The sequence below is a fragment of the Luteimonas terrae genome (assembly GCF_004358165.1).
In the GTDB taxonomy this organism is placed as follows: domain Bacteria; phylum Pseudomonadota; class Gammaproteobacteria; order Xanthomonadales; family Xanthomonadaceae; genus Luteimonas; species Luteimonas terrae.
Genome location: NZ_SMTG01000004.1, coordinates 581,009 through 598,176 on the forward strand (window position 1 = coordinate 581,009; position 17,168 = coordinate 598,176).

Consider the following 17,168-nt stretch of genomic DNA (forward strand, 5'->3'; position numbering starts at 1 on the left):
AGTTAAGCCGCGTCGGGAAACAGTATCGGCTTGAATGAATTGCTAGACCATGGGCTCAAGTCGCAACGTCTCGCTTTGCTTTTCCAGAGTGACTGGATGGAACCACTCAATGATCATGCTGCCATCGTCCGTAAGCCGCAGAAAGTAACCCGTAGCAGGGTCACAGTTGACGGCGGAATTCCGGTCGATGATGTTTCTGATTCCGGAAAGATGGTGAGCGAAGAGGGCTAGCTGTACTTCAACCGCTTCGGACGACTCAGTGAAAACACGAAGTCCTGTACCAAAGTAGGAGTCCGGCTCCGGGAGGAACAGAACGATATCGGTTCTCGGCTCATACATGTCTATGGAACATTTAATTGCGCGTGCAATTGCACGCAGCGAATGTGTTCCAGAGGAAAGTGCAGAGACAACTTTGCTACGAGATCTCCATGACTCTTTAGCAGCCTCTTTTACGAGCTCTGCCACGTATAGCGCAGCGTACGCCGATAGTGCTTGCTGCCACCATGACAGCTCACCTACCAGCCGTATCCAAGAGGGTGCATCTGTCGATTTATAGCTAACGACCCTTGGATCAATCTCGACATCGAAGAACGGCCGAAGATCACAACAGAGATCATCGACTTGGACTTGAGAGACGTCGGAAGTGCGTTGAACTTTCACGGAAGGCCTAACGCCCGGATTAAGCCGAGCCGCGAAGCGGCATCGGGTTGATGAATTGTTATGCCCCAGCTCCACGGCGGCCGGCAAGAGGATCAATGACCTCCAGCGATTTTTCCGTGGAATTGTAGGCAAGAAGCAATGTGCTGCTCACGGGGACGGCGTGAGCCAGTCCCTTGATTGATTCTACGTCCAGAGTGCCGTCATACAGCGAGGACAGAAATCCAAGGAAGGCCGTCTGTGCTTCGTTACAAAGTGTTGCGTCAAAGTCACTTTGGAGCAAGAGCTTGACTCTCAGGCCATCTCCTACTTGGGCCACTATCGAATAGAAGATTGAGTAGCGCGGGATCTCCGATTCGACCTTGCCTTTCGTGAAAACTACTCTGCCTTGCGGCGCGTCCTTGCCAAAGAATCTGGCTGACACCTTTAGCAATGCACTCTTGAGGACCTGATAGTGGTCTTTACCGGCCTCCTTGAGAAAGGCGTCAAAATAGGATCGACCTAAGAACACGACAACTGCTGTCGGAATCAACCATTCAACTCCAGCGTATGCACCAGGATCTGGTCTGGACTCGACGCGAATATCGAGACCAAGCGCAGCGAGCTCCCGACCGAAATCGGCGAACGACGGGTCCTCATATGATTCGATGTACATCAAACCGACATCAGGAACTGCGAATATTTCCATGGGGCATCACACTTGAGCTAAACCGTGCCACAAATCGGCATCGACTTGAACGAATGTTAGGTGTCAAACCAGTTTCTCTACGACGCCGCTGACACCCGCTACGAGTTTCCAATGACGGCGCTCATCTGCCCCAAGTTTGTGGGTAGCACAGAGAATACCGAGGCGAAGCATGTGTGAAGCACTTACGTACGAGTCTTTGATTGCAACTGCCTGAGCTCGTGTGCCGGATTTGTGTATCACGAGCGCACAAGAGCGTTTTATGACCTCAGAGGTATTGTCGTTGAACAGCTTCATGATCTCGTTTGCATGGTTCCAGTCTGGCGAAGAGGAGAAGATATGTAGGATCCACATCGCGTAGTAAGGCGGAGGCGGCCGCCTCTTACTTTGCAGCGGCTTTAAGAGCTTCTTTGCGATCCTCCTCCGTTCAGCACTGGTAAGGTCGTCAAAAGAGAGGACGTAAGTAGCAATATGCTCCGCAACTGGATAAAGAAGCTCTGCATTGTCAATGACGAGCTCAAGAACTTCTCGCTTGAGATCGGCGGGCGCTCCTGGGATTCTCGGAAGCTTCGTGAGTGCGTACGTAACCGCCTGATAGTCGACGAGCTCGGTGTCCTGCATTGATGCTCTTAGAATTCCGACTACGTCATGGCCTTGCAGAGCATTAAGAATCTCTTCTATTTCTTCTTCTTCTGGCTCTTCGGCGTCCTCGTAATCGTCACCGGCGTCTCTGAACATCTGAACTACCGCGTCACGATCAGTCAGCCTGTCGTCGTGACGAATAAGGTGGTGTTCTCGGTAGCCAGCGATCGGCAGAATCTGCGTCTTTGCGGATTGCAACGTGAGTCCATGGCGCGTGTAGAGCCACTCACCGAGGGTGAAAAGCACTGACTGCGCCTCATACTCACTCTTTGTAAAGATGACAAAGTCGTCTACCCATCTGGCGAAATCAACACCACTCGTCTTAAGTTGAGTGTCTACGTCTATTAGAAGCGCTTCGGCGAGCAGGCGAGAGGCGTAGGGACCTACCGGTATGCCGTAGCTATCCTTCCCCATCAGGTTGCCAATTAGTTTTTTAACGAGGATTCGAGCAACGTCACGTACGCGTTGTGTTGTTGCAACGCTCTCAATCACATTCTCGAGTCTGTGCTGATAGATGCGAGCGTAGAAATCAGCTATGTCTGCAACGGCGACGTACTTAAAAGCGGGTCGCTCTGCTAACTCAGCAAGGCGAGCCTGATACAAATCATAGGCGCCTCTAACGTTATATATCTCACCGTCGGTAGTTGGTGCCGCACGGTATGAGAATACGTTCTTCGAACGAGCCGGGAGCCTATTGGCCTCAATGTCTTTCTTCGCGATCAGCGTCAGAGCGGTGTAGATCAGTAAATCATGCGGATGTAGTAGGTGCAAGACACGAACGTTTGCGCGGTTCTTCGGCGAGAAAACCGTAAGTGGTTTGTAAGGGACGTATGTATCGAGATCTATCTGTCCGATTGCATCTCGGATTGCGGGCCAGTTCGCAACTACGACATCCCACTCGGGTGGTGCCGGCAGCATGGCGCTATAGCCATGGTGCTGGATGGCTGCGAAGGAATTGTCTAGATCTTGAGCTGTTAGCGAAAACATTTGGTAGGCACCTAACGCCAGAATTAACCCGCGCCGCGAATAGGCGTCGGTTTGAATGACTTGTTACATTCCTAGCTTGATGCTCGCGTGATCGCTTCAGGACTAAGAACAAACCCCGCTGCACGAAGACGATCAGCAAGCTTTGGCACAGCCTCTTTTACGTGGTCATTAAAGGGAATGTACAGAATTCCTTGTGCGTCGGATGGAACCTCCATGTGGCCACGCTTGAGAATAGCCACGTTTGCACGCCCCACAGCAGAAATCAGCATACCTGTCTCTAGGACGACATTCTGTCTGGCGCGTGGCTGGATAGCGTCTGCACCTTCAGCCTTGGAGTAGCCCATATCATCAGGAGTCATGAGCACTATCCCGAAGCGGGCTTGGTTGTTGCGCGGACCAATTTCAGCTTCGAGCGCCTCAATTATCGTCAATCCGCCGCCTCCAGTATTTGCTAGAACAAAAGGATCGAGGCCGAGCTTATGTAGTACGAGCTCCAACTGCTCGCGGGCGGCGGTGTCGTGCCCATGAACTAGAAAAACCTTCTTATTTGCTGTTGCTGGGTTGACTGGTGCGGCTGGCTCACCAATTGGTTCTGGCGTAGCCGGATCTGCAGCGACACCTGTATATGTGGCCCAAGCCGCATCTATTCTTTCCCGCTGCTCACGTGGACCTTGAAAAAGCAAAGTGCCTTTGGCTGGGTACCAGTTGACGATCGCACCTTCGGTTGTACGGATCTGATGGCCGTGCTCTTGATCCACAACTTGATCAATTGAGAAGCCACACCCCTTTACGGTAGTCATCAAATCTTCAAGCGAGCCGTTGTGCTTCATGCGAAGAACTCCAAAGGGATATAACTACTATTCGGCCCAAATGTGGGGCGTTGCAACGAGTATGACCTGCCACCACAACCCGCGCTATCGGACGACCACCCGCCGAACATCAACGGCTTGGATCGCTTGGGCTTGGCACGTGCTGCAACGTGTTACGCGACATTCCTGTCCTCTCGGCGTTACAGGACGAGTCCGCTGCATATAACGCGTTTATCCTCCCAGAACGAAACAGGGCGGCCGAATGGCCGCCCTGTTTCTGAAGACTACATTCCGCCACTCAATGCGCGACGGCGTCTTTCACTTCAACCCGCGATGCTCCAGCAACGGCTCCACGCTGGGTTCTTTCCCACGGAACTCGCGGTAGGCCACCTTCAGATCACGCGAATGGCCGATCGACAGGATCTTGTCGCGGAAGATCTGTCCGTTTTCGCGGGTCAGGCCGCCGTTCTCGCGGAACCACTGGAAGGCGTCGTGGTCGAGGACTTCGGCGCCGAAGTAGGCGTAGTAGCCGGCCGCATAGCCGCCGCCCCAGATGTGGCTGAAGTAGCTGGTGCGGTAGCGCGGCGGCACGGCGGCGAGGTCGACCTTGTACTTCTCGAGCGCCTGCTTCTCGAAGGCGTCGACGTCCTGCTTGGCTTCGCCGGCGGGCAGCGTGTGCCAGGCGAGGTCGAGCAGGGCGGCCGAAAGGTATTCGGTGGTTGCGTAGCCCTGGTTGAAGGTGCGGGCGGTGACGATCTTGTCGACCAGCGCCTGCGGCATGGCTTCGCCGGTCTGGTAGTGCTTGGCGTAGTTGGCGAAGACCTTGGGGTCGAGCGCCCAGTGCTCGTTGAACTGCGAGGGGAATTCGACGAAATCGCGCGGGGTGTTGGTGCCGGCGACCGATGGGTACTTCGTCTTCGAGAAGAAGCCGTGCAGGGCGTGGCCGAACTCGTGGAACAGCGTGGTCACGTCGTCGAAGCTCAGCAGCGCGGGCTGGCCGGCGGCGGGCTTGGTGAAGTTCTCGACGTTGTAGACCACCGGAATCGTGCCGGTCAGGCCGTTCTGTTCGACGAAGTTGCCCATCCACGCGCCGCCCTGCTTGCTGTCGCGCTTGAAGGGGTCGAGGTAGAACAGCGCGAGCTGCTTGCCGTCGGCATCGAAGATGTCGAACACCCGCACGTCGGGATGGTAGACCGGGATGTCCTTCCGCTCCTTGGCGGTGATGCCGTAGAGCTGGTTGGCGGCGAAGAACACGCCGTCGTTGAGCACGCGGTCGAGCTCGAAGTAGGGCTTGATCTGCGATTCGTCGAGATCGAACTCGGCCTTGCGGACCTGCTCGGCGTAGAAGTCCCAGTCGGCGGCGCCGGCGGTGAAGCCGCCGTTCTGCGCATCGACCACGCCCTGGATCTTGGCGAGCTCGGCGCGCGCGCGCGCGGTGGCGGCAGGCACGGTGTCGGTCAGCAGCTTGAGTGCGGCTTCCGGCGTCTTCGCCATCTGGTCGGCGATGCTGTAGGCGGCGTAGTTCGGGTAGCCCAGCAGCTGCGCCTGGCGCGCACGCAGTTCGGCGAGGCGCTGGATGGTGGCGCGGGTGTCGTTGGCGTCGCCCTTCTCGGCGCGGCCGGTCGAGGCGGCCAGCACGCGCTCGCGCAAGCTCCGGTTCTTGAGCGAGGCAAGTACCGGCTGCTGCGTGGTGTTCTGCAGCGTGAGCAGCCACTGGCCGTCCTTGCCGGCGGCCTTGGCGGCATCGGCGGCGGCGGCGATCGCGCCTGCGTCGAGGCCGTCGAGTTCGGCGACGTCGGTGACGAACACGCCGCCGGCATTGCTCGCGGCCAGCAGCTTGTTGCCGAACGCGGTCGACAGCGTGGACGACTCGGCATTGAGCTTGCGCAGCTCGGCCTTGTCGGCATCGTTGAGCAGCGCGCCGGCGCGGACGAAGCCGTCGTGCGTGTGCTCGAGCACGGTGCGCTGTTCGGCGTCGAGGCCCAGCGTGTCGCGCTGGTCGTAGAGCGTCTTGACGCGCGCGAACAGCGCCGGGTCGAGATGGATCGCGTCGCTGTGCTCGGCGAGCTTGGGCGCCAGCGCTTCCTCGACACCCTGCAGGGTCTCGTTGGTGTTGGCGCCGGTGAGCATGAAGAACACATTGACCGAGCGGGTCAGCAGTTCGCCGCTGCGCTCCATCGCCTCGATGGTGTTCTCGAAGGTCGGCGCTTCCGGGTTGTCGGCGATTTTGCGGATCTCGGCCAGGTGCTGCTTCATGCCTTCTTCGATGGCCGGCTGGTAGTCGGCGTCTTTGAGCTTGTCGAAGGGCGGCGCCTGGAAGGGCAGCGTGCTGGCGGTGAACAGGGCGTTCTCGGCCGGCGCGGCCGTGGCGGTTTCGGTGGCGGGCATCGTGGACTCGGGGGCGGTGCGGTCGCCGCAGGCGGTCAGGGCCAGCGCGATCGCGGAGGACAGGAGCAATGTACGCAACATGGGAGGAAACTCCGGAAAGGCAACACGGGGATGACGTCGGTCGCGCTGCGCGCGGCCCGCCAGCCGCGCAGCGTGCGCCTGTCCGGGCCGCTTGGATATGTGCCGTTGGTTGGCCGATTCAGCTTGCAGTGCGGGCCGAACGGGACGGCGCTTCGTCGCAGTCCTTCGGCCCGATGTCCCCCGCGCCACCATCGGGCCGGAGCGTCGTGGTGTCGGGAAGCGTGGAGGCCGACGGCGTCACGACAGCCTGGGACAGGCGCGTTGCTCGAGCTATCTCGACCGGGGTCGCGGCTGCGCGCAAGGTCGCGAGATGGTGCGCGACCGAGCGCGCGGTCGGGTGATCCGCAGGCAGGCGCGTCACCTCCGGATGACGCTCCAGGACGGAGAACCAGGCCAGGGCGCGGGTGAGGTCCGGCGTGACGACCTGGGCCAGGAACGGGCGCCAGTGCCCGCCATCGCTGTCCGCGTACGCCATCGCAAGTGCGTAAGCGCTGGCCGCATCTCCCTCCGTGGCGGCACGACGCGCGAGCTCTTCCGCTTCCTGGCGGTAGGTCTGCAATGCCGGGATCGCCTCCAGCAGGTCATGCCAGCGGAATGCGTTGCCGATGGCGTAATGGCGCATCGCAGGCACATGGCCCGCGAGCGCCGCCTGTCTCCAGTAGCGCGCGCGGCCCGCGGGGCCCAAGGCAGGCACCGCGTCGCACAGCGCGACGGCCTCGCGGGTGTCACGGATCGGCGCGGCGAGCCGCTCGCGCGATCGCACGATTCGCTCCCGCGCTTCTGCGGGTCCGCGGAAAGCTTCGATGTTCGTCGTCAGTTGGTCGGATTGGAGGGTGAGCGCGCGCAGATGGACGCGTTGCATTTCACAGCGTTCGTGCTCGGACGCGAGGCGACAGGCGGCGCCCGCTTCTCCGGCGGCGGCCCGACTGCGCAGTTCGGCATCGATCTGCGCCAGAGGCGTGCCCACGGGTGGTAACGGCCGAGCCGATACGACGACGCCTGCAGTCGTGTCTGCTCCAACCGTGGCAGGCGTGGCGTCCTGTGCGCGCTCCGGGTCGGCGGCGCCGTCCGGCGCCGCTGGAGACGACATGGGCACTTGGCTTTGGCCAGCGAGATAGCCGACGCCGGCGGCCGCCAGAACGGCCAACAGTGCAACTGCGAGCGACTTCTTCATGCGGCGCAATCCCTGTGCCGATCGATGATCATGTGGTCCCGCGGTTCTTGCCCATCCACGGCACGTACCAAGCGCGGATCTTCGCCATGTCGGCGTCCGGATCGTCGCTGGGCTCGATCAGCGGACCGAAGCCGATGATCCTGTCGGGATAGTGGAAGTACAGCGTCTGGATCGGCACGTTGGCGGCCTTGGCGATTTTCCAGAAGCCGGTCTTCCAGCGCTCCACGCGCTTGCGCGTGCCTTCGGGGGCCAGGCCGTACCAGAACGGCTCGCCGGCATGGATGGCGGCGGCGGCCTGTTCGATGACGCGCGAGGCGCGGCTGCGGTCGACGGGAATCACGCCCAGTCCGCGCAACGCCCAGCCGAGCACCGGCACGCGGAACAGCGAGTCCTTGCCCAGCACGCGGATGTCCAGGCCCAACGCGGCCTTGGCCGCGAAGCCCCAGACGCCGTCCCAGTTCGACGAATGCGGCGCGCCGATCAGCACCAGTCGCGAGATGTTCGGCAGTTCGCCCACCACGCGCCAGCCGCCGATGCGCAGGATGGTGCGACCGATCCAGCGCGCGAGGCCGCTGGGCTTCACGCGCGGTGCCTGCGGCGGTACGGGAATCAGAAACGGATACTTCTGTGTGCTCATGCGTCCTCGGCGCTCAATCCCAGTCGCGCCCGGCGCGACCGCGCTTGATGGTACTGCGTCCACGTTTCTCGCCCAGCCGCCGTTCCTTGGAACCGCGCGTAGGCTTGGTCGCCACGCGGGCCTTGGGCACCACGTAGCCAGCGGCGACGAAGGTCGCGAGGCGCTCGCGCGCGTCCTCGCGGTTGCGCTCCTGGGTGCGGAACCGCTGCGCGCTGATGACCAGCACGCCGGCATCGGTCACGCGGCGGTCGCGCTTGGCCAGCAGCCGCGCACGCACGTGTTCGGGCAGCGTCGGCGAGGCGGCGATGTCGAAGCGCAGCTCGACCGCAGTGGCGACCTTGTTGACGTTCTGGCCGCCCGGCCCGCTCGCGCGCACGAAGCGTTCGACGAGTTCGTCTTCTGGGATGGCAGCCGGGGTGGACATCGGTCGCGATTGTAGACGGGTGGGTATGGCCGAGGCATTCCGCGGTTGTACGGCACGCGTTTGAAGCCCTCCCCCGCAGGCGGGGGAGGGTTGGGTGGGGGCGAAGTGTCAGGCCAAGATTTTTCTTATCGTGCGAATCAGCACTGTGCGCGAATCATTCGCTCGTGATTGGAGGGTTCGCCCCCATCCCAGCCTTCCCCCGCGGGCGGGGGAAGGGGCGGTCATGCGGGTTCAGTCGTATCGCGCGTGCCCGGAAACAACATCAGCGCCTTCGCGAACTCGTCGCCCGGCGGCGTCTCGACCGACAGCCGTTCGCCGGTGTGCGGATGGTCGAAGCCCACGCGTTCGGCGTGCAGCAGCATGCGGTGGATGCCGAGCATGCGGAAGTTGCGGTTGTGGCGGCCGTCGCCGTGGCTGGTGTCGCCGATCAGGTGATGCGACAGATGCTTGAGATGGCGGCGGATCTGGCGGAAGCGCCCGGTCAGCGGCTCGGCGCGCAGCAGGGCGTAGCGGGACGTCGGAAAGCCGGCCGAGGGCATCGCCAGTTCGGTCTTGGCCAGGCGCGTGAAGCGCGTGACCGCGGGCTTCTTGAGCGGCTTGCCGGGGCCGCCGTCGAGCGGATGGTCCACGAGCACGTCGTCCGGCCAGCCGCGACAGATCGCCAGGTAGTGCTTGTCGACGCTGCGCGCCATCCACTGCGTGCCCAGCGCGGATGCGGTCTCGCGGTCGAAGGCCACCAGCAGGCCGCCGCTGGTCGCGCGGTCCAGGCGATGGATCAGGAACAGCGGTCTGCCGAACTGCTCGCGCAGCTTGTCGGCGAGGAATTCCTGCGCCTCGCGCGCGAGGGCGCTGTCGTGGACCATCAGGCCGGCGGGCTTGTCGACGACGGCCAGCCAGTCGTCCGCGTAGCGCACTGTGATCATCGTCTGCGGTCATCCGGGTGCAGCAGCCGTGCCGCAGGTGTCTGCTATTTTCGTCGATCGTCGTCGAAGAAAGGAAACCGCATGCGTCGTTGCCTCCGCGCCTGTGTCGTCGCCGTCTGGCTGCTGGGCTGCACGCTGCCGCTGCTTGCCACGCCGCCGCGTCTCGACGCGCCCGTGCACACGGCCGAAGGCATCAGCGAGTACCGCTTCGACAACGGCCTGGCGCTGGTGCTGTTTCCCGACCGCAGCAAGCCGGTGACCACGGTCAACGTGACCTACCGCGTGGGCTCGCGTCACGAGAATTACGGCGAGACCGGCATAGCGCACCTGCTCGAACATCTGGTCTTCAAGGGCACGCCCACGCACACCGACATTCCCGGCGAGCTGCGCAAGCGCGGCGTGCGCTTCAACGGCACCACGTGGCTGGACCGCACGAACTATTTCGCCAGTTTCGCCACCGACCCGGACACGCTGGCGTGGGTGCTCGGCATGGAAGCCGATCGCATGGTCAATTCGCGCATCGCGCGCGAGGATCTCGACAGCGAGATGACCGTGGTCCGCAACGAGATGGAATCGGGCGAGAACAGTCCGATGCGCGCGCTCGGCCAGCGCGTGATGGGCGCGGCCTACCAGTGGCACAACTACGGCAACTCGACGATCGGTGCGCGCAGCGATGTGGAAGGCGTGCCGATCGAGCGGCTGCAGGCTTTCTATCGGACCTGGTACCAGCCCGACAACGCGGTACTGGTGATCGCCGGCGACTTCGATCCGGCGCAGGCCCTGGCCGTGGTCGAAGCGAGCTTCGGCACGTTGCCCCGGCCCGCGCGTGCCCTGCCCGTCACCTACACCCGCGAGCCGGCGCAGGACGGCGAACGCCACGTCGTGGTGCGCCGTGTCGGCCGCACGCCGTATCTGATGGCGGGCTATCACATCCCCGCCGGGCGCCACCCGGATGCGGCGGCGGTGGCGGTGCTGTCGCAGGTGTTCGGCAGTACCCCCGGTGGGCGTCTGCACCGCGCGCTCGTCGAGAGCGGCCGCGCCACCGGCACGAGCGCATCGACGCTGGCGATGGACGAGCCCGGCTATCTCACCTTCTCCGCGCAGGCCGAGGAGCACGCCGATCTCGACGCGCTGCAGGCGGCCCTGCTCGCGCTCGTCGAGGACGCCGTGTCCACACCGTTCACCGATGCGGAAGTCGACGAGGCGAAGCAGCGGCTGCTGTCGAGCTATGCGCGCGCGATGCGCGACCCCAACGCGATCGGCGTGGCGCTGTCGGAAGCCATCGCGCAGGGCGACTGGCGCCTGCTGCTGCACAATCGCGACCGCATCGAAGCGGTCACGTCCGACGACGTGACGCGCGTGGCGCAAACCTATCTGCGGCGCGACAACCGCACCACCGGCCACTTCGTGCCCACCGATGCCGTCGAACGCGTGACCATCGACGAAGCGCCGAGCGCCGAGGCCGTACTCGCCGATTTCGTCGCGCGTCCGGCGCTGGACGCCGGCGAGGCCTTCGATCCCGGTTACGCCAACATCGACGCGCGCACGCAGCTGTCGACGTTGTCGAACGGCGCGAAGCTGGCGGTGTTGGACAAGTCCACGCGCGGACAATCGGTGCAGCTGCGCATGACGCTGCGCCTGGGCGATGCGGCGTCACTGCAGGACCGCGCATCCGCGGGCCGTTCCACCGCGACGATGCTGATGCGCGGCACCGAAGGTCTCGACCGCGCCGCGCTGGCCAAGCGGCTGACGGCGCTGCGCTCGACCTTGAGCATCGGCGGCTCGGCGAACACGGTCACCGTGGCCGCCACGACCGATCGCGACAATGTCGACGCATTGCTGGATCTCCTCGCCGATGTGCTGCGCAGGCCGAGCTTTCCCGACAGCGAGTTCACCCAGCTGCGCAGCCAGCAGCTGACCGGCATCCGCGGCAGCATGAGCGAGCCGGGCGCGGTCGCGAACGAGGCGATGGGCCAGCACTTCAACGTGTTTCCGCCAGGCCATCCTTACGCCGCCACCACGTTCGAGGAACGGCTGGCGCAGGTCGAGGGTATGACGCCTGACCAGCTGCGCACGTTCCATCGCGAGTTCTACGGCATGGGTGCCGGCACGACGATCGCCGTGGTCGGCGATGTCGATGCCGACGCGGTGCGCGCACGCCTGGAGCGTCTGTTCGGTGACTGGACACTGCCGACGCCGTTCGCACGCATCGAGATGCCGTACGTCGCGCGCGAGGCGGTGGTGCGCCGTATCGTGACCCCCGACAAGCCCAACGCCACCCTGTTGGCGCGGCAGGCACTGCACATCAACCAGGATGACGCGGACTATCCGGCGCTGGTGGTCGGCAATTACATCCTCGGCGGCAGCGGCATGAAGTCGCGCCTGGGCGATCGCATCCGCCAGAAGGAGGGCCTGAGTTACGGCGTCGGGTCGCAGTTCTCGGCCAGCGTGTTCGACGATGCCGGCAGTTTCGGCCTGTCTGCGATCGCCGCCCCGGAGAACATGACGCGCGTGGAGACCGCGATGCGGGAGGAAATCGCGCGGCTGCTGAAGGACGGGATTCGCCAGGACGAGCTCGATGACGCGATCGACGGCATGCTGCGCGCCCGTCGCACCTCGCGTGCGAACGATCCCGAGCTGGTCGGCATGCTGGACGCGAACCTTTACGTCGAACGCGACATGGCGTTCTCGGCGGCGTTCGAGGAGAAGTTGCGTGCGCTGACGCCCGAAGGCGTCCGCGCGGCGCTGCAGCGGCACATCGACCCGGCGGCGCTTTCGGTGTTCGTTGGCGGCGACTTCAAGGAGTGATGCGGGCGCCCCTGCAGGGTGGGTAGAGCGGAGCGAAACCCACCAGTGCCATCGTCCAGCGCATGACGGCAGGGATCGGGATGACGGACTCGATCCTCGCGGTCGCGTGATCAGGCACTGCAGCGACGGGCGTCGCTGCGCTCTACCCCCTACGGTCGCGTTCCGCGCGTGATTCGATCAGCTCGCCGGCGGGGGCGGCGTCTGCGAGGCCATGGCTTCGAGCTCGTCGCACATCTGCGTCTGCTGGGCGGGCGTGGCCTGGGTGAACTGCGCGGTGGTCTTCTCGTGTGCGGACGCGAACTCGGTATCGAACGTGCCGGCGTCGCCACCCATCCTGGCGAACTCGCCGCGCAGCTGGTCCTTGGCCTGGCCGAGCTGCGCTTCCGACACGTTGGGGTCGCACAGCTTCGCGGCCGCGTGCATCGCGCCGGCGATGCCGGCGATCTGGCTGAGCATCTGGCTGGCGGCATCGCCCGTGAGCGGTGTGTCCACCGGTGCATCCGGCGATTCGATCTGCGCCTGCGCGGCCTCCGAGGGCTGGGTCTGCGTGTCCTCGACCGGCTGCGTCTGGGCGGCGGTGTCGTCTGCGGGCTGCGGCGACGCGCCACAGGCGGCGAGGCCCAGTGCGATGGGCGCGAGCAGGGCGGCGAAACGGCGGATGCTGGGCTGCGCCATGCGGTCGATCTCCAATAAGCGGAGGGCGAGCCTAGCAGAGCGTGTGCGATGCCCCGATCGACACGTCAGGGCGTCTGCGGTGTCTCGCGGCGCGTGCGATACGCCTGCAGATGCACCCATGCGGCATCGAGATGCGGGACCGCGATGCCCGCCGCGTGCGCACGCGCGCGCATGTCGCCGACGATCTGGGCCGCCTCGACATCCTGTCCGGATTCGAGATCGCGCAGCATCGAAGCGGTGACGGTGGAGCCGGCGCGGGTCAGCAGGCCGCGTGCATGTGCGGCGGCATCTGGCGGGATGGCGTGTCCCTCGGCCGTGGCGACCGCCAAGCATTCGTCGTGCAGCGCGGTGAGGAATACGGTGCCGCCATCGGTCTCGACGATGCGGCCGATGCTGGCCCGCATCAGGCAGGTCGCGGCGGCCAGCGCCGTCAGGAACGAGAACTTGGTCCAGGCCGCCTGCAGGAACTGCTCGCTGCGCGTGGCATCGAAGCCGTCCGCGCCGGCGCACAGGTCTTCCAGCGCGCGCGTGCGCGGGCTGCCATTACGTGCGGCGTCGCGCTCGCCGAAGGTCATCGACGGCGGCGAGGGCAGATGCACGATCTCGCCGTCGGCGCCCTTGACCGCACTGATGAAGCACAGTCCGCCGAGCACGCGTTCGGCGCCGAAGCGTGCATCGAGCACCGGGTAGTGCAGCAGGCCGTTGAGGATGGGCATCACCGCGGTATCGGTGCCGACGGCCGGTGCGATCGCGTCGACCGCGCTGTCGAGGTCGTAGGCCTTGCAGCTGAGCATCACCAGATCGAAAGGCTGCGCCTGCGCCTGCGCCAGCGCGGGCAGCGCATCCGTGGTGACGTGCGCGACGCGGATGTCGGCATCGCCGAGCGGACTGCGGATCTGCAGGCCGTCGCGATCGAGCTGCGCCGCACGTGCCGGTCGCACGAGGAAGGTGACGTCGACACCGGCCTGCGCGAGACGGCCGCCGAAATAACCGCCGGTCCCGCCGGCGCCGAGCACGAGGATGCGCATGTCTGGATCGATCCGCTGACGTGGGACGGTCATGGTGACCAGCCGGCGGTGTCAGGGCAATTGCACGTTGGGCGAAGACGTTCCCGTGCCGTCATCCCGGCGCAGGCCGGGATCCAGTGCCTTTAATCGAACAGCCAAGAGAACGTGACATCGAAATCGCGCACCCTCACCGGTGGCGCAAGCCAAGTCGCTGGATGACCAGCCTTCGGCTGGTGCAGAGCGCCTCCAGCCTGCGCCGGGGTGACAGTGTTGGGCCCAAATCCACTCCGACTTGCCCGCAGAGGCCGAATCTACTGCCGACGCACCAGCTCGACACGACGATTCTCAGCGCGACCCGCGTCGGTCCCGTTGTCAGCAACCGGCCGGCTGTCCCCGTGTCCAGCGGCTTCCAGCCGATCCGAGGCGATTCCTGCAGCCGTAATCGCCGAGACCACCGACTTCGCGCGCGCCTCCGACAGGCTGCGATTTCGCGCAGGATCGCCCGTGTTGTCGGTATGCCCCTCGATCGACAGCGCCAGTGCGGAATCGGCCTCCAGCAGCTCGACGACTTGGACGATCTGCGGCAACGAATCAGGCAGGATTTCGGCGCGATCGGTCCCGAAGTGCACCTGCAAAGCGACGTGACCGTCGTCCGCTAACGCCTTCTGCAATGCGCTGGCGGGCAGCAAGGTCGATGTCACATTCAGCGCCTTCTCCTGTGCAACGATCAGCCCCGCGTGCGTTCGGCCCCGGCAGGTGCGCACCCAGACATTGCCGTCCTCGCGCCGCAACACGAACACCTGCTGCGGAGAGTTGTGATAGCACTTCGATTCGCCAGGGTAAGGGCGCATCACGCTGGCGAACGCCTCCTTGTGCTCCGACGGGGTTTCGCCGGACGCGATTTCCACCGCTCCCGCTGCGACAACGACGGCTTGCAGATTGCGCACGACTTCCAGGTCCGAGAAGTCCTTCTGTCCGCGCACTGTGTGGTCCAGGCGGATACCAGCCGCGTACACGCGTCCCTTGACGTGTGTGAGGCCATAGCCGTTCCAGAACACGGCCTCGCCGAATTCGAGGGTGCGCGTATTGTTGGGCACCGCGCCGTAGCCGGCCGGGATGGCGAAGAACGGAAACTCGCCAAGAGGGGCGGTCGACATCGGCAAGGCCGTGATATCGAAGCCGGGAACGGTGGCGCGGTTGTCCTCGTCAGCGTGTGGGTCGATGTCGACGGCGTTACTGCCCGCATCGACTGCAGTGGATTCCGCCGCTTCTACCGGCAGGGCAGTGTCGTCGACTGCGGGGGCCGGTGTGTCCTGCGCGCAGCCTGCCAACACGACGGCAAGACACGCCGCCAGCACACGATGCGATCCCGACATTCCCTGTCTCCATCATCAGAAGTGATGCCGGAGACCTTAGCACCCGTCGAAGGCAGGTGCCGCGCGTCGCCTCAGCTGCGCAGACCCACGCCCCGCTTGAGCAGCGTCAGTGCGACCGTAGTCAGCACCACGACGAAGCCGAGCATCAGCGCGTACGCGATCCACAGCGGGATGTCGGACGTGCCGAGCAGGCCGTAGCGGAAGGCATTGACCATGTAGAAGATCGGGTTGGCGTGGGTCATCGCCTGCGCCCAGCCGGGCAGCAGGGTGACCGAATAGAACACGCCGCCCAGATACGTCAGCGGGGTCAGGATGAAGGTCGGCACGATGGCGACGTCGTCGAACTTCTTCGCGTAGACGGCGTTGATGAAGCCGGCCAGCGAGAAGATCGTCGCGCCCAGCAGCACCGTGCTCAACGTCACCAGCGGGTGCGGGATGCGCACGTGGGTGAAGAGCATCGCGATGCACAGCACGATGACGCCGACCGCGAGACCGCGCGCGACCGCGCCGGCGACGTAGCCGCCCAGCACCACCCAGCCCGGCATCGGGCTGACCAGCAGCTCCTCGACGTGGCGGCCGAACTTGGCGCCGAAGAAGCTCGAGGAGATGTTGCCGTAACTGTTCTGGATGACGCTCATCATCACCAGGCCCGGCACGATGAAGTCCATGTAGGACACGCCGCCCATGTCACCGATGCGCGAGCCGATCAGCCCGCCGAAGATCAGGAAGTACAGCGTCATCGTGATCGCCGGCGGCACCAAGGTCTGGCCCCAGATGCGCACGATGCGCACGATCTCGCGGCGCGCGATGGTGCCGATGGCGACGAGGTTGCGGGAGGTGTCCGACGGTTCGGTCATGGCGGTGTCCGGGAGGCGGTCGGGCGCGCTCATGCGGCCGACGGATCGCGCGCGGTCATGCGCACGAACAGTTCTTCGAGGCGGTTGGACTTGGTGCGCATCGAGCGCACGCGCACGCCGGCGGTATCGAGTGCGGCGAAAACGCGGTTGAGATCCATCGCGCGCGGCATGTCGACGTCCAGCGTGTGCGCGTCGGCGGCGGTGATGGTGACGCCGTCGATCAGCGGCATCGCCGCCGGCACGTCGCCGTCGATGTCGAGCAGGAAGCCTTCGACGTCGAGCTGGGCCAGCAGCGCGCGCATCGGGCCCTGCTGGACGATGCGGCCGTGGTCGATGATGGCCAGGTTCCGGCACAGCGACTCGGCTTCCTCGAGGTAATGCGTGGTGAGGATGATCGTGGTGCCGGCGGCGTTGATCTCGCGCAGCGTGCGCCACATGTCGCGGCGGATCTCGATGTCGACGCCGGCGGTGGGCTCGTCGAGGATCAGCAGCTTCGGCCGCGTCATCATCGCGCGGGCGATCATCAGCCGGCGCTTCATGCCGCCCGACAGCGTGCGGCTCATGACCTGGGCCTTGTCCCACAGCCGCGCATTGCGCAGTTCGGCTTCGGCGCGCTGCGCCGCCTCGGCGCGCGGGATGCCGTAGAAGCCCGCGTAGTTCACGAGGATGTCGTAGGGCTTCTCGAACAGGTTGAAGTTGATCTCCTGCGGGACCAGGCCCAGCAGGCGCATCGCCGCGTCGCGGCGCGCGGCGATGTCGACGCCGAAGATGTCCACATCGCCCGAGGTCTTGTTGACCAGCGAGGAGATGATGCCGATCAGGGTCGACTTGCCGGCGCCGTTGGGGCCCAGCAGGGCGAAGAAATCGCCGGGCGCCACGTCGAGCGAGATGCCCTTGAGCGCCTCGACGCCACCGGCGTAGGTCTTGCGCAGATCGCGCACCGACAATGCCGGCGCGGAGGCCGGCAGGGCATTGGATGTGGTCATGGTCCGTGTCCGGAAGCCTGCGTCCACGGAGAGTCCATGGGCGAAGGCGCTA

At 64.4% G+C, this 17,168-nt stretch carries 14 protein-coding genes; 1 reads left to right on the forward strand and 13 read right to left on the reverse strand.

Translation table 11 applies throughout. The annotated features are described in order from the left end of the window. Positions 1-718 precede the first annotated feature (718 nt). The 8 genes from E2F49_RS11815 to E2F49_RS11850 all read right to left on the reverse strand — a co-directional run bounded on the left by E2F49_RS11815 (position 719) and on the right by E2F49_RS11850 (position 9,407). Positions 719-1,345 (reverse strand): hypothetical protein, encoded by a 627-nt coding sequence (locus E2F49_RS11815; RefSeq protein ID WP_133394064.1) that lies wholly within the window; start codon positions 1,343-1,345, stop codon positions 719-721. Positions 1,346-1,408: 63 nt separating this feature from the next. Continuing rightward, entirely contained in the window at positions 1,409-2,902 is a 1,494-nt protein-coding gene (locus E2F49_RS11820; protein ID WP_165971224.1) for an RNA-directed DNA polymerase, read from the reverse strand. A 140-nt stretch (positions 2,903-3,042) separates the two neighbouring features. Then, positions 3,043-3,801 (reverse strand): TIR domain-containing protein, encoded by a 759-nt coding sequence (locus tag E2F49_RS11825; RefSeq protein WP_133394066.1) that lies wholly within the window; start codon positions 3,799-3,801, stop codon positions 3,043-3,045. 297 nt (positions 3,802-4,098) lie between these two features. Beyond that, a complete protein-coding gene (gene dcp, locus E2F49_RS11830) occupies positions 4,099-6,249 on the reverse strand; it encodes a peptidyl-dipeptidase Dcp (RefSeq protein ID WP_133394067.1) in 2,151 nt (716 codons plus the stop codon). Between the two features lie 118 nt (positions 6,250-6,367). Next, a complete protein-coding gene (locus E2F49_RS11835) occupies positions 6,368-7,423 on the reverse strand; it encodes a hypothetical protein (RefSeq protein ID WP_133394068.1) in 1,056 nt (351 codons plus the stop codon). A gap of 28 nt (positions 7,424-7,451) precedes the next feature. Continuing rightward, positions 7,452-8,060: a lysophospholipid acyltransferase family protein gene (locus tag E2F49_RS11840; protein ID WP_133394069.1), complete on the reverse strand. Its 609-nt coding sequence runs from the start codon at positions 8,058-8,060 to the stop codon at positions 7,452-7,454. A 13-nt stretch (positions 8,061-8,073) separates the two neighbouring features. Then, positions 8,074-8,484, reverse strand: a complete 411-nt coding sequence (gene arfB, locus E2F49_RS11845) for an alternative ribosome rescue aminoacyl-tRNA hydrolase ArfB (RefSeq protein ID WP_133394070.1) — start codon at positions 8,482-8,484, stop codon at positions 8,074-8,076. Positions 8,485-8,705: 221 nt separating this feature from the next. Further along, positions 8,706-9,407: a pseudouridine synthase gene (locus tag E2F49_RS11850; protein ID WP_133394071.1), complete on the reverse strand. Its 702-nt coding sequence runs from the start codon at positions 9,405-9,407 to the stop codon at positions 8,706-8,708. Between the two features lie 81 nt (positions 9,408-9,488). Between E2F49_RS11850 and E2F49_RS11855 the strand changes: the two genes are divergently transcribed. Beyond that, entirely contained in the window at positions 9,489-12,215 is a 2,727-nt protein-coding gene (locus E2F49_RS11855; RefSeq protein ID WP_133394072.1) for a M16 family metallopeptidase, read from the forward strand. A gap of 177 nt (positions 12,216-12,392) precedes the next feature. Here the strand turns inward: E2F49_RS11855 and E2F49_RS11860 are convergent, their stop codons facing one another. The 5 genes from E2F49_RS11860 to E2F49_RS11880 form a co-directional block, all read right to left on the reverse strand. After that, positions 12,393-12,890 carry a hypothetical protein gene (locus E2F49_RS11860; protein ID WP_133394073.1) on the reverse strand — a complete coding sequence of 166 codons (498 nt, stop codon included), beginning with the start codon at positions 12,888-12,890 and terminating at the stop codon, positions 12,393-12,395. 65 nt (positions 12,891-12,955) lie between these two features. Further along, a complete protein-coding gene (panE, locus tag E2F49_RS11865) occupies positions 12,956-13,918 on the reverse strand; it encodes a 2-dehydropantoate 2-reductase (protein ID WP_133394129.1) in 963 nt (320 codons plus the stop codon). A 290-nt stretch (positions 13,919-14,208) separates the two neighbouring features. Continuing rightward, positions 14,209-15,273, reverse strand: a complete 1,065-nt coding sequence (locus E2F49_RS11870; RefSeq protein WP_133394074.1) for an OmpA family protein — start codon at positions 15,271-15,273, stop codon at positions 14,209-14,211. Between the two features lie 71 nt (positions 15,274-15,344). Further along, entirely contained in the window at positions 15,345-16,130 is a 786-nt protein-coding gene (locus tag E2F49_RS11875) for an ABC transporter permease (RefSeq protein ID WP_133394075.1), read from the reverse strand. 29 nt (positions 16,131-16,159) lie between these two features. Beyond that, the gene (locus E2F49_RS11880) at positions 16,160-17,116 is read right to left on the reverse strand and encodes an ABC transporter ATP-binding protein (RefSeq protein ID WP_055250732.1); all 957 of its coding nucleotides are present in this window, start codon (positions 17,114-17,116) and stop codon (positions 16,160-16,162) included. Positions 17,117-17,168 lie beyond the last annotated feature (52 nt).